This is a genomic window from Bacillus sp. FSL L8-0528 (genome assembly GCF_038593085.1).
GTDB lineage: Bacteria > Bacillota > Bacilli > Bacillales > Bacillaceae > Bacillus > Bacillus paralicheniformis.
Genome location: NZ_CP151961.1, coordinates 270,719 through 283,852, shown reverse-complemented (window position 1 = coordinate 283,852; position 13,134 = coordinate 270,719). Strand labels below are relative to the sequence as shown.

The following is a 13,134-nucleotide window of genomic DNA, read 5'->3' as shown; positions in this document are numbered from 1 at the left end:
CCTAAAACTCTCCTAATTTATAGCCGATGCCCCAAAGCGTTTTAATATATTGCGGAGAGGAAGGATCATCCTCTATCTTTTCCCTCAAGCGCCTCATATGGACATTAATAATATTTTGATCGCCGAAATAATCCTCATTCCAAACCGAACGATAGATTTGTTCTTTTGTAAATACTTTTTTAGGGTTTGTCACAAACAAGGTCAGCATCTTCCATTCCGTCGATGTCAGCTGAAGCGGTTCACCATTTTTTTGTACGGATACATTTTCTATATCAATCGTAAGCTCGTGAACACGTACTATTTTTTGATTTGCCGGCTCACTGGCGGAATACTGCGTTGCGCGCCGAATGGCGGCTTTTATTCTTGCGGTCAGTTCGATCATCGAAAACGGCTTGGCAATATAATCATCCGCACCAAAGCCCAGCCCCAGCGCTTTATCGACATCCCCGTCTTTTGCAGAAATCATTAAAACCGGAACCTTGCTCTGTTCACGGATCAATTTCAGAAAATCCATCCCGTTCAGTTTAGGAAGCATGATGTCGAGCAGAATCACATCGTAATTGCCCTGCTGAAACAAGCGAACGCCCTCTTCTCCGTCAAAAGCAAGCGCGACCTCAAATCCTTCTTTTGTTAAATAATGATCGACCATTTCACTGATCGAATGATCATCTTCAATAAGCAATATGCGCTGCATCTTGTTCACCTATCCTTTTCAACATAAAAACACACGTGCAATTACACTCATTGTAATTGAAAAACGTGTGTTTTTTACAAAAATTATTTATATTTCTAGTTGAATTCTCTTGTATCTTCGGATCTATTGACCGATACCAATCTACCCTCCCCGCTAACTCCGATCAAGTCAAAGGCGCGGGGTTGAACAAACACAAGTCATTGGAACAAAAAGATGACCTCTGATGTCAGGGGTCATCTTTTATTGATCAAGGGGCTTATTCTTTTTATAGTGAAGTGTTACGTTTTGCTTCCGCAAAGTTTCAATAATGTCATGATAACTGTTTGCAAACTGCTCGTTGTCTGATTTCATCCGGGTGATGACGGTTTTTCGGTTTTCACTTTTGTGATCCAATTCTTCTTTAATTTTCGTGATCATCATGCCTTTTTGCCCTTCGATTTCGCTTTTTAGCACTTTATCAAATTCTTTCAGTTCTTTTAAAACGCTTTTCAGCGGCGCGTTCAGTCGGGCCGCTTTATTCTTTGCTGAAATACTGCTTAAAAACATATATGTCGCTGAAACTGTTTCAGTTTCCTCTAATAACGGTTTTACCATCTTAATACCCCTCCCCTATGCCTTAAAATCAAACAGCGCCGAAATTTGCTCATCTTCATCGAACAATTTTTCAATGCTGGCGCGAATGCTTTTTACAAATTTCTTTTTGCTGGAGGTTTGTTTTTTTAATTCGCTGACGACGCCGTCGCACTGAGGAAGCGGGGCCGTGTGATACGAGTCGTGGACGACGATTTTATTCAGCTTTCCGTTTGATCCGGCGAAGCCTGAGGCAAGCTTGAACTGAATGTCGAATTGGTAGCGGGAAGGATTGGCTTCCATGTCATGAATGGCTTTTGTCAACTCAGATTTTTTAGTTGCGAAATGATCGTGGATTTCATGGTGGAAAACTCGTTGGAAGTGTTCAATTTCAGCCTCAATCTTTGAAATGGCAGCCATCCCCGCCTGGTAAATCCTGATGGCAGATGACAGGTTGACCTTTATCTCTTTTCCGTCCTTGCCTTTCTTAGAAAAATAGATGTCTCCTCCTTTGTAGCTGATGCCTTTCTTTTTGGATAGGGCGTTTAGAAGCGGGGTGATGCTGTGGCCTTCGCCAATAAGATTGAGAAGGTCTTTTGTGTCTTGATCCAGTTTGCCCAAGGCTTCTTCCAATGCTTTATAAGTTGAATAAAATTCGATTAAATTTTTCAATAGTGATTGAGAGAGTTGTCTATTATTTAGAGTAAATATGACGGTCTTCCAGTCGACAAGAAATTTGATCTTTTCATATAAAACGTCCAGCCTTCCAGTCAGTCGCTCTACTTCGGCAATGTCTTTTTGAATGGTCTTCTTTTTCGCTCCATCAATATAACCGTTTGCTTCAAGCTGATTGAGAACAGGGCCGCTGTAGGCCTTGACTTTTGCAAAAAATTCTTTGAACTCTGGCAGCTTTTTATCAAGTGCACCCACCATATTCAAGAGGCGGGCCGGATGTTTCAGGCAATATGCTATTTGCTGAGCTGTACCCTCTTCATTCATGATTCCGTTTAAAAAATCCATATCTACGCCGATTGCTTCCATAGCAAAACCCTGAATGCCGCCCTTTCGATAATCAGCAGCATATTTTTGAAAGTACCCTTTCAGTTTGCTCACATCTTCATCAGGAATATGATCAATGACACTTCGGAATCCTTTTATATCCGGGTGTGTGTTCGTCATCTTCACATCGCCGAACGTAATAAAATCAGCCTTCCCGCTGACACCGTAGAGCGGATCGTCACTGGAAATGCGCTGGGTGATGTTAGCTGTGACGCCTTTGTCGTTGTAGTATTTGATGATGGCTTTTTTGAGTTTGTCTTTTGGGATTGTTGATAAATCGTTTACTTGATACTTCTTTCTTAGTTCCCTTGCCATTTTCTTATCAATCAACAATAAATGATCTACACTTATTTGGGCCCCATTTACACCATAAACCTCATCAAATTCACCATTTACTAACTGCACTAAAACTTGGTTATTGTTTGCAAGAGAATGGCCCATAGCATAAGTTTTTAACTCTTTAGAGTTACCGACTTTTCTCTTGGAGGCCCTTGAAAATTCCCTTGTAGCCTTATATTGTCTGTTATCCATTCCCAAAAACAATCCAAAGAAATTATATTTCCAATCTTCATTATCGGCGCTGCCCTCGGAAATAATGTGGAGCTGATCGATATGTTTTGTCTTATCCTTTATATGAATAGCTGTTCCATCATAGCCTGATTGACTGATTGTTTTATCCTTACTATGTTCTAGAATTTCTTTTGACGTAAAAATCTCAATATTTTCTGGAAGTTCATGATTTGTTTCCTCTTTATAAATTCTGCGAACATCTGCCTCGAAATTGTCTTTAGCTTTTTTCATTTCATTTGGATTATTTGAAGCAAACCTATTTTTATAGCTGTATTCCAGGTTTATTATACGAAGTTTCACATTTTCATTTTCAAATATATTTTTAGTTGCCATCCTATTTCTCCTTATCAGTTAAAAATACGATGGATTTGACTAACTTCTTAGCTTTCTTTTCAGCAGAATCAACATCAAGTGAACAAGGTTTAGAACTCTTTAGGCAAGTAAAGTCATATGTAAATTGTATACCAACATAATTCTGTTTATTTACATAACCAATATAGGAATGAGTCTCATTATTTTTTTGATTTGTATCGTCGTGAACAGTTTTCATATACGCAAAATAAATATCCTTATCTTTTTCCTCAAACTTTTCAAATTGTCCTTTATATCCATTTTCCTCCCTCACTTGTTCTAACATTTCATTTGGATTATTGATGAAAGATTGATTTAGGTAATATTCTACAGAAGCATTAAGAGAAACATTCGTTTTTTCATCGTAGCTATAAAAAGAGATTATCTCTTCATCTTTTCCGAGAGAGGATAAATTGTCATCATATTTCCCATCCTCCGGAAACAACATCGTAAACCCTTTCAGTTTAGACTCAAGCAAATAATAGCCGGGCTCGACTTCCTTTGTTGATGCCATGTATTCTCTTGTTTTCTCATCCTGGAACGCCGGAACCTGCGGGAGGTCTTTCGGGTCCATGTCTTTCGGCTTGACCGCTTCTTCTTGATTGCCGTTTTGGCTGTCGTTCATACTGCATCCTCCTGTAAAAACTAGTATTATAGAAAAACACAATATCATCATCTTTTTCATTTTATTAAACCTCCAAGGGCTTTTAAGTTAAGCTGCAAGTACTTCATTTTAATGCGAATGACATGCTTGAAAATGATACTTTTTTATGTTACAACTTGGAATAAATTAGATAAATAGGAAATAAGAATCACCACCCTGCAAATCGTATGCCAGCCCTCTGAAAAAACAGGCAGTAAGGTTGATGCGCCAAGATTCCGAAAGGTACTGCGGTTTAGTTTACCAAAGAGGAAATATGAAAAAAGAACCACTTCATACTTCTTGTTAAAAACGAGTTCGCAATTAAAAAAGCACCTATATCAAGGTGCTTTTCGATCAAGTCACAGGCGCGGGGTTAAACAAACACAAGTCATTGGAGAGCCCCCAATGTTCCGCCCATGTTTTCCTCCCGCTTGCGACGGCAAGGATCGTCTTGAAAATTTCCCAGCCGACTTCTTCTATTGAAGCTTCACCTGTTGCGATCCTTCCGGCGTTAACGTCGATTAAATCGCGCCAATCTTCTGATAACGACTGCCGGGTTGCCACTTTCAAAACCGGAGCCATTTCAAGGCCGTACGGCGTTCCCCTTCCGGTTGTAAATACTTGCAAATGCATACCCGAGGCCAATTGCAGGGTGCCGCATACGAAATCGCTTGCAGGTGTCGCTGCAAAAGTGAGTCCCTTCTGTACAGCCCTTTCACCAGGTGCGAGTACGGCATTGATCGGGCTGCTTCCCGATTTCGCGATCGATCCGAGCGATTTCTCAACCACGTTAGCCAGCCCGCCCTTTTTGTTTCCTGGCGACGGATTGGCGCTTCGGTCTGATTCGCCTCTTTCCAGATAGCGGTCATACCAAGCCATTTCCCGAATCAGAGCGCGGCCGACTTCTTCATTGACAGCGCGCGGTGTTAGGAGATGAACGGCATCGCGGACTTCGGTGACTTCCGAAAATAAAACCGTCGCCCCTGCCCGGACGAGTAAGTCGGCCGCATATCCCGCCGCGGGGTTTGCGGTCACCCCTGAGAAAGCGTCGCTGCCACCGCACTGAAGGCCGATCACCAGGTCTGAAGCGGGACATGTTGTCCGCTTCCGTGCATTCAGCCTTTTTAAGCGCTCTTCGGCCATTTCCATAATCGATTGTATCATTTGCTGAAACCCTTTCCGTTCCTGCAATGAAAGAATGTTTTCAGCGTCTCCTTCCGGCTCTATCCTCATCGGAAGGAGCTTCTCGCAGCCGAGTCCGATCACCATCGCTTCCCCGCCGAAATTAGGGTGCCTGGCGATATTTTGAATCGTTCGGATCGGGATTTTGGCTTCCGGCGCATTAATCGCCACACCGCAGCCGTACTGATGATTTAATGCAGCGACACCGTCAACGTTCGGATATTTTGGGAGCAGTTCCTCTTTAATTCGTTTAACTGCGTAATCGAGAACACCTGCGACGCATTGCACGCTTGTCATAATGCCAAGCACGTTTCTCGTGCCGACGCTCCCGTCTTCATTCCGGTATCCTTCAAATGTGTACCCTTCAAGAGGGGGAGCGGGTTTTGGAACTTTGTTGGCGATGGACAGTTCATCGAGCGGCGGAGCTTCCGGAAGCATGATATGCGACTCGGAAATCCATCCGCCTTTTTCAATTGGTTTGACGGCGTAGCCGATGACTTCACCGTAGCGAATAACGGGCCCGCCCTGTGTAATGTTCGTTAAAGCCACTTTATGCCCTTGGGGAATACGCTCTTGCAGATTAAGCCCGCAAGGAAACACCGTCCCTTTCGGGAGTCCGCCGGCATTGGCGATGATGGCGGCATTGTCTTTTTCGTTCACCTTAATGTACAACGGGGTTTCAGTTTGATTGACAAGCATAAGGATTGATCAACTCCCCTTTTCGATCAGCGCCTTTCCGCAGCCCTTCTCCCGCCGCGGTACATGTTAGAAAGCGCTGTCAAACAATTTAATGATTGTTTTTTTCATCACGAAGGCCATTCAGTATTTTGTCACGTACAAATTTTAAATGCTCATACATATGGTGATAGGCTTGGTATGGGTCCCTTTGTTGAAGGGCTTTCAAAATATTCGTATGATATTCGACAGTCCGGTCCCTTTCCCTGTATGGAATCTGGCTGTCGATTTTGGCATGTGTGATCAAGAGTGATTGAATCATGCCTTCAAGCACCGGGTTGTTCGCGCTCAAAGCGATGATCCGGTGAAATTCTTTATCCGCTTCTCCATAATGATTATCCGTGCTGTTTGCAATAATATCGATCGTTTCCTGCAGCCTTTCGAGCTGACTGTCATTGATCTTTTCTGCGGCGATCGTGACAAGCCCGAGTTCCAGCGCCATCCTCGCTTCAATAATGGCCGGCAAATTATCGACCGCCAAAGCCAGCATGACAGAAAACGGCTGGATGCCGATTTTATCATTAAAATACGTGCCGTCCCGGGTTTTTCTTTTAATAATTCCGAGCGTTTCGAGTGATATTAAAGCTTCGCGGAGAACGGGTCTGCTGACATTCAGCTTTTCCATGAGCTCGATCTCCGTCGGCAGTTTGTCCCCCGGTTTCAATTGGCCGCTTGATAATAAATGGACGATTCGTTCTACAACCTGTTTTGCCAATGTCTTGCGATTGACTGATTCGACCTGCAATGTTTCCATATCTTCTTCCACGACTGTGGGCCCCCTTTCAGTTGTTCATATTGTAAGACAAAATATCGCGTATGACAATGTCGGCTAGGGGCCTCTCAAACCGCTGTTTCCGCAATTATCGAACAAGACAAGGGCGTTTAGGGTCGAAACGCCAATTTTCAATCAAAAACTGCATGGCAACGGCATCATTCCGCTCGCCTGCTTTCATTTTCTCATACAGTTCATTTGCTTTTTCCACCTGTTCCATGTCGATTTCAATGCCGAGCCCAGGCTGATCAGGAACTTGGACATATCCGTCAGCAATTGAAAATGGCTGTTTTGTGAGGCGCTGTCCATCCTGCCAAATCCAATGCGTATCAATCGCCGTAATGTCGCCGGGAGCTGCTGCGGCAACGTGGGTGAACATGGCCAGTGAGACGTCAAAATGGTTATTGGAGTGAGAACCCCACGTCAGCCCCCATTCATGGCACATTTGAGCAACGCGGACAGATCCCTGCATCGTCCAGAAATGCGGATCTGCCAGCGGTATATCAACAGCGTGCAGTTGTATCGCGTGCCCCATTTGCCGCCAGTCTGTCGCAATCATATTCGTCGCTGTCGGAATACCTGTCGCACGGCGGAATTCGGCCATGATTTCCCGACCCGAGTATCCGGCTTCCGCTCCGCAAGGGTCTTCCGCGTAGGCGAGCACATCCCGTTTTCCCTTACAAAGCGCAATCGCTTCTTCCAATGACCACGCGCCATTCGGGTCAAGGGTGATTCTCGCCTCGGGAAACCGCTTTGCCAAAGCGGATGCCGCCTCGATTTCATCTTCTCCCGAAAGGACGCCGCCTTTTAATTTAAAATCATGAAAACCGTATCGTTCTTGAGCTGCTTCAGCAAGACGGACGATCGCTTCGGGTGTCAACGCTTCTTCGCGGCGGAGGCGGAACCAGTCGTCACTTGCCTCTTGCTCACTCATATAGGGAAGCGTTGTGCGCTTTCGGTCGCCAATGTAAAACAAATAGCCGAGCATCTTCACTTTTTCCCGCTGCTGGCCTTCCCCCAACAGCGCCGCTACAGGGACGCCGAGAAATTTTCCGAGCAAATCGAGCAAAGCCGCTTCCAATGCGGTCACTGCGTGTATCGTCGTCCGCTGGTCAAAGGTCTGCACCCCGCGCCCTCCGGCATCCCGGTCTTTAAAACGACGCCTGAAAGACTGCAAAATCGATTGGACAGCGCCAAGCGGCTGACCGATGACAAGCGGCTTTGCCTGCTCCAGCGTCTGGCGGATCCGTTCGCCGCCCGGGACTTCGCCGACACCGAGAGCGCCTGATGAATCTTTTATAATCACGATATTCCGTGTGAAAAAGGGGCCGTGAGCTCCGCTCAAATTCAAAAGCATGCTGTCGCGCCCTGCCACGGGTATAACCCGCATGTCGGCAATGGAAGGGGTTTGCGATGCTTTCTCCTCTTTTACATGCTGATGGATGTTTGTATTCATATCGATTTAGCCTCCCTCTTATTAAAGCGCTTACATTTTATATGGATAAAGTGGTGTCCGCAGGGTCTTTCTCTTTCTGCAGTTCGATGCGCTTGATCGGCCCGACGAGAAACAGATAGCTTAATACCGCGGCAATCGCGTTGGCCCCGACAAACACAAGCGCTCCGTTAAATGAGCCTGTCGCATTCACGATATATCCGATGATGATCGGCGTCGTGATGGACGCAATATTTCCAAAGGTGTTGAAGATGCCGCCGCTCAAGCCGGCACACTCCTTTGGCGAGGTATCTGACACAACCGCCCAGCCCAGCGCGCCAAATCCTTTTCCGAAAAAGGCAAGCGACATGATGGAAACGACCAGCCAGGATGAATCTGCATAGTTGCATACGATCATTGAGCAGGACATCAGCATGCCGAGGATGATCGGCGTTTTTCTGGCAACCGTTATCGAGCAGCCCTTTTTCAAAAGGAAGTCTGACACGAACCCGCCCAGCAATCCTCCTAAAAATCCGCAGATTGCAGGAAGCGATGCGACAAAACCCGCTTCAAGAATCGACATGCCGCGTGCCTGAACGAGATAGACCGGAAACCAGGTCAGAAAGAAATAGGTCAACGTTGTGATGCAGTATTGGGCGATATACACCCCGAGCAGCATCCGGCTTCTTAAAAGCTGCTTAATGTAAGGCCATTGCGACTCCTTTTCTTTCTTTTCCGCGTTTTTTCCCTCATCCATCGAGACAAGCGCGCCGCCTTCTTCGATGTACGCCAGTTCGGCGGCATTGATTCTCGGGTGTTTTTTTGGTTCGTAAATCGTTTTCAGCCAAATAATCGACATCGCAATCCCCAGAGCACCCATAATGACAAAAACCGTATGCCAGCTGAATGAATGGGCGAGCCACCCCATCAGCGGTGAAAAAATGACAAGTGCAAAGTACTGCGCCGAGTTGAAGATCGCCGACGCTGTTCCGCGTTCAGAGCTTGGAAACCAGGAAGCCACCACCCGGCCGTTGCCCGGAAAGGACGGCGCTTCTGACAGACCGACGAGAAACCGGAGCGCAAATAAAAGGATAACGTCCGTTCCCGCGGCGAAAAAGCCAAGCGTACCCTGCAAAAGGGTAAACAATGACCAAAAGAAGATGCTGGCGGCGATGATGATTTTCGACCCAAAGCGGTCGAGCAGCCAGCCTCCGGGAATTTGGCCGACAACATACGCCCAGCCAAATGCGGAAAAGACATACCCCATCGCCACCGAACTCAGCCCAAGCTCATGCTGCACAGAATCGCCGACAATCGAGAGTGTCGCACGGTCGGCATAATTAATGGATGTGACGAGAAACAGCATAGACACGACAAACCAGCGGACAGAACTTCTTTTCCCCGCGGTATGGGGGGAGGCTGCACGATTTTTTTTCATAGCATCTTCTCCTTTATTCATTTGTACCGAAACGATTGATTTACGGTTTGACAAATACGGTTTTCACGGCTGTAAAAAATTCTTTTGCTGCCTCCCCCTGTTCCCGTGAATGCGAGCTCGATTGTTTAACACCTCCGAATGGCGCCTGCAGTTCGACACCGGCGCTTTCGGCGTTGACGCGAATGAGCCCCGCTTCGATTTCATCTATGAATGACAGCATCCGGCCGATGTTTTGCGTAAAAATGGAAGCGCTCAGGCCAAATTTGACGTCATTGGCCGTCTCCAAAGCTTCCTCAAGTGTATCCGCCTTGATTAAAGCGATGACCGGGCCGAAAATTTCTTCTTGGGCAATCGTCATGCCGGAAGTGACGTTGTCAAAAATGGCCGGCCTGATATAATAGCCGTTTTCGTATTTTCCATCTGCCAGCCTCTCGCCGCCGAAAATGAGGTCCGCGCCTTCTTTCTTTCCTTTTTCAATATAGGACAGGCAGTTGTCAAGCTGCTGTTTGTTCGCAATCGGTCCCATCCAGACATCTTCTTTTAAGCTGTCGCCGATTGTAATTTCTTTCGTTTGTTGAAGCAGCTTTTCTTTAAACCGGTTATAAACACCGTTTAAGACGATGACGCGGCTTGTCGCCGTACACTTTTGACCCGTCGACCGGAACGCTCCGCTGATGACCGCTTCAACCGCACTATCAAGGTCGGCGTCATCTGCTATGATCACCGGGTTTTTGCCGCCCATCTCAAGCTGGTACTTCGCCCCTCTTTCAAACGCCGTCCGGCCGATGATTTTTCCGGTTTGGTTCGACCCTGTAAACGTAATTCCGTTCACATCCGGGTGTTCAGCAAGCCTTTGGCCGGCCGATGATCCCGGTCCTGTCACCGCATTGACCACGCCTGACGGAATCCCTGCTTCCTCAAAGCACGAGATAATTTTAAGGCAGGTGACTGCGGTTTCTGTAGCCGGCTTGATGACGACCGTGTTTCCATAGATGAGGGCAGGCGCCATTTTCCAAATCGGGATGGCAACGGGAAAATTCCACGGCGAGATGACGCCGACGACGCCGAGCGGCACTCTGTCGGTGTACATGAAAGCGGATGTGTCGGTCGAGGGAATCACATCGCCTGTTTTCCGCATCCCCTCTCCGGCATAGTATCTGAGAATCGCGATTCCCCGCGCTGTTTCCCCTTTTGCTTCAGGCAGTGTTTTCCCCATTTCACGCGTCGCACACTCGGCAATTTCATCGAGGCGCTGTTCCATGATATCAGCAGCCTTGTAAAGAAATTGACCGCGCTCCGCTCCCGACAGCTTTCTCCAAGCCTTTTTGGCCTGCTTGGCCGCTTCAACCGCCCAGTCTACATCCGCAATCGAAGACTTTTGCACAAGCCCGACGATATCCCGTGTATCTGCCGGGTTCAAGCACTGTTCCATCCCGCCCGATTCAGCCTTCACCCAGCGGCCGTTGATAAAGTTAAAATACGTTTTATTTTCAGCTGCAACAGACATCTTCAAATTCCTCCTTTTGTTTATAGGGCAGCGGTCGTTTTCGGATAACGCGCCATCGCGTTTTTCAGAATGTTTTCGAGCTGCCGGCAATGTTCTTTTTCCACCGGAACGATCGGCGGTCTCGCCGTGTTTTTCACATGAAGGCCCATGATTTCCATACCGGCTTTGATCAAAGACACGGCATAGCCCTTCCGAAGTTTGCGGATCTCGTTAATCGGCATGATGACATGCTCATAAATCTCTTTGACAAGCTGGTCGTTGCCGTTTAATAATGCCTCATAAAACATCCTTGAAATATGAGGAATATAATTGGATATCGCCGAAGAATACGACGTAAAGCCAATTGGAGCATAAGCCGGCATCGTGACTTCAGCCATCGGCATTCCGTTGAGCCAGCCCAGCCTGTCTCCTATCGTATACGACAAACTGATATTCAACGCCATATCCCCTATGCCGTCTTTGAGTCCGACAAGCTGCTCGAGATCGGTCAGCCGCTGAATCTGTTCAAGCGTCAAAACCGCATTGTCTCGCTGATAAATGATGGCGTTTAAATCCGTGCTTTCAATGATTGTTTTCGTATACTGATAGAGGCCTTCCTGCTCTCCGTGTATCAAGTATGGCGGGAGAATCAGATAGCCGTCGGCCCCTTTTTCCTCGGAAATCCGCGCCCATTCCAAAGCGGTGCTCAAGTTGCCGCCCACTCCTGTGTAAACAGGCACCTTCCCGCCCGCCGCCGAGACGGCAATTTCGACCATTTGCTCATATTCCTTTGCGCTGAGAGACTGAAATTCTCCTGAGCCGCAAGCGATAAAAACCGCCTCAAGCCCTTCATCCAATAAAAAGCGGATGTTTTCGTAAAGTGCTTCTTCCTCCAGTTTTCCTTCCCTGTTGAAGGGTGCCACCGGGAAACCTAATATGCCTTCCGGCGCCTTCCGTAATTGACTCATCTCCGTCATCCCCCTGTCGTTCATTTCCTGAGAAAGCGTTGTCATTCAGTTGAAATGCGATGTTTCTGTTTTTAGAAAATCCCTCCATTCATCTTTTTGTTTAATTGTAAGACAAATAAACAAATTGTCAATATCATTATTTTCTGATTTTTTTATTTCAAGCAAAAAAAAGAGACTGAAGACACGGTCCGTCTTCAGCCTTAGGCCTCAGCCCCTGGTTGCGCAGCAGTTTTTTTCCGGTAAATAAACGCCGATAAAGAGATGCTTAATTCGTATAATACAAGCAGCGGGACGATCACCAACACATCCGAGATAAAATCGGGCGGCGTGATCACAACTGATACGACAATCAGCGCAAAATAAGAAATTTTTCTCATTTTACTGAGCTTGGCCGGATTTAAAATCCCGAGGCTCGTTAAAAACATCACGATGAGGGGCATTTCGAACAAAAACCCGAATGGCAGTGTCAGGTTCATCATAAAGCGAAAATAATGCTCTGCCGTAAACATCGTTTGAAAATGGCCGGCGGATAATCCGATCAAAAACTGAAGAACGAGCGGAAAGAGCACAACATAACCGAATACAATCCCCAAAATAAAAAAAGTGAAAAGACCCGGAATATAAAATAATGCCATCCTCCGTTCGCGGTCGGTCAGCGCAGGCGCCACAAACCGCCATGTCTGAAAAGCTGCCACCGGTATGGTGGCAGCGACCGCCAGCACCCCCGCAATCATCATATAAACCCAAAGAATATCCCCCGGCCCCAGTACAGCAAGCTTTTCATCGAGGTCTTTAATCAGCCAGTCGTAGATATCCTGAACAAACAAAAAGCCGGTGATGAGAAACAGAATAAACGTAAGAAGCGTTTTAATGATTCGCTGGCGCAGCTCTTCAAGATGGGCAATCAAATGTGTTTCCCTTTTTTTCACCTTCGCCTTCCTCCCCTTCACATGCTAAACAGAAAAAAGAACAGACGGGTTCACCCGCCCGCTCTATTGATCATCGTGCCGATGGATCGTTTTGCTTCTTCGCATCAGACCCCTGTCCGATCTCATTGTCATCGGCAGATACTAAAGACTTTGTCGCGCTTTTGAATTCGGTCAGCGTTTTTCCAAAAGCCCGGCCGATTTCCGGAAGCTTTGAAGGCCCGAAAATGATCAGCGCAATTACCAGAACCAGGATGAGACCCGGAATACCGATATTTGAAAGCATTTTGCTGTCATCCTTTCATTGA

At 46.7% G+C, this 13,134-nt stretch carries 12 protein-coding genes; all 12 read right to left on the bottom strand.

The window, feature by feature from the left end; all coding sequences use genetic code 11:
- Position 1: 1 nt before the first annotated feature.
- Positions 2–682: a response regulator transcription factor gene (locus MHI30_RS01540; RefSeq protein ID WP_142238626.1), complete on the bottom strand. Its 681-nt coding sequence runs from the start codon at positions 680–682 to the stop codon at positions 2–4.
- A 252-nt stretch (positions 683–934) separates the two neighbouring features.
- Entirely contained in the window at positions 935–1,288 is a 354-nt protein-coding gene (locus tag MHI30_RS01535) for a hypothetical protein (protein ID WP_081379915.1), read from the bottom strand.
- A 15-nt stretch (positions 1,289–1,303) separates the two neighbouring features.
- Positions 1,304–3,226, bottom strand: a complete 1,923-nt coding sequence (locus MHI30_RS01530) for a DUF6792 domain-containing protein (protein WP_075753669.1) — start codon at positions 3,224–3,226, stop codon at positions 1,304–1,306.
- A 1-nt stretch (position 3,227) separates the two neighbouring features.
- Positions 3,228–3,929, bottom strand: a complete 702-nt coding sequence (locus MHI30_RS01525; RefSeq protein ID WP_075753667.1) for a lipoprotein YvcA — start codon at positions 3,927–3,929, stop codon at positions 3,228–3,230.
- A gap of 312 nt (positions 3,930–4,241) precedes the next feature.
- Positions 4,242–5,774 (bottom strand): galactarate dehydratase, encoded by a 1,533-nt coding sequence (gene garD, locus MHI30_RS01520; RefSeq protein WP_142238622.1) that lies wholly within the window; start codon positions 5,772–5,774, stop codon positions 4,242–4,244.
- An 82-nt stretch (positions 5,775–5,856) separates the two neighbouring features.
- Positions 5,857–6,570, bottom strand: a complete 714-nt coding sequence (locus MHI30_RS01515; RefSeq protein ID WP_003178602.1) for a FadR/GntR family transcriptional regulator — start codon at positions 6,568–6,570, stop codon at positions 5,857–5,859.
- A 94-nt stretch (positions 6,571–6,664) separates the two neighbouring features.
- The gene (gene gudD, locus MHI30_RS01510) at positions 6,665–8,032 is read right to left on the bottom strand and encodes a glucarate dehydratase (protein ID WP_075753663.1); all 1,368 of its coding nucleotides are present in this window, start codon (positions 8,030–8,032) and stop codon (positions 6,665–6,667) included.
- Between the two features lie 37 nt (positions 8,033–8,069).
- The gene (locus MHI30_RS01505) at positions 8,070–9,446 is read right to left on the bottom strand and encodes an MFS transporter (RefSeq protein ID WP_075753661.1); all 1,377 of its coding nucleotides are present in this window, start codon (positions 9,444–9,446) and stop codon (positions 8,070–8,072) included.
- Between the two features lie 40 nt (positions 9,447–9,486).
- Positions 9,487–10,953, bottom strand: coding sequence for an alpha-ketoglutaric semialdehyde dehydrogenase GucD (gene gucD / locus MHI30_RS01500; protein WP_075753659.1), 1,467 nt, complete (start codon positions 10,951–10,953; stop codon positions 9,487–9,489).
- 20 nt (positions 10,954–10,973) lie between these two features.
- The gene (gene kdgD, locus MHI30_RS01495) at positions 10,974–11,900 is read right to left on the bottom strand and encodes a 5-dehydro-4-deoxyglucarate dehydratase (RefSeq protein ID WP_075753657.1); all 927 of its coding nucleotides are present in this window, start codon (positions 11,898–11,900) and stop codon (positions 10,974–10,976) included.
- A gap of 200 nt (positions 11,901–12,100) precedes the next feature.
- Complete coding sequence (gene tatC / locus MHI30_RS01490) at positions 12,101–12,829, bottom strand: twin-arginine translocase subunit TatC (RefSeq protein WP_075753655.1); 729 nt, start codon at positions 12,827–12,829, stop codon at positions 12,101–12,103.
- A 70-nt stretch (positions 12,830–12,899) separates the two neighbouring features.
- A complete protein-coding gene (locus MHI30_RS01485) occupies positions 12,900–13,112 on the bottom strand; it encodes a twin-arginine translocase TatA/TatE family subunit (protein WP_075753653.1) in 213 nt (70 codons plus the stop codon).
- Positions 13,113–13,134: the final 22 nt, after the last annotated feature.

Coding starts and splice junctions, on each gene's coding strand:
- MHI30_RS01535 (WP_081379915.1), bottom strand. CDS start 1,288: ATGGTAAAACCGTTATTAGAGGAAACTGAAACAGTTTCAGCGACATAT.
- MHI30_RS01530 (WP_075753669.1), bottom strand. CDS start 3,226: ATGGCAACTAAAAATATATTTGAAAATGAAAATGTGAAACTTCGTATA.
- MHI30_RS01525 (WP_075753667.1), bottom strand. CDS start 3,929: ATGAAAAAGATGATGATATTGTGTTTTTCTATAATACTAGTTTTTACA.
- gudD (WP_075753663.1), bottom strand. CDS start 8,032: ATGAATACAAACATCCATCAGCATGTAAAAGAGGAGAAAGCATCGCAA.
- MHI30_RS01505 (WP_075753661.1), bottom strand. CDS start 9,446: ATGAAAAAAAATCGTGCAGCCTCCCCCCATACCGCGGGGAAAAGAAGT.
- gucD (WP_075753659.1), bottom strand. CDS start 10,953: ATGTCTGTTGCAGCTGAAAATAAAACGTATTTTAACTTTATCAACGGC.
- kdgD (WP_075753657.1), bottom strand. CDS start 11,900: ATGAGTCAATTACGGAAGGCGCCGGAAGGCATATTAGGTTTCCCGGTG.
- MHI30_RS01485 (WP_075753653.1), bottom strand. CDS start 13,112: ATGCTTTCAAATATCGGTATTCCGGGTCTCATCCTGGTTCTGGTAATT.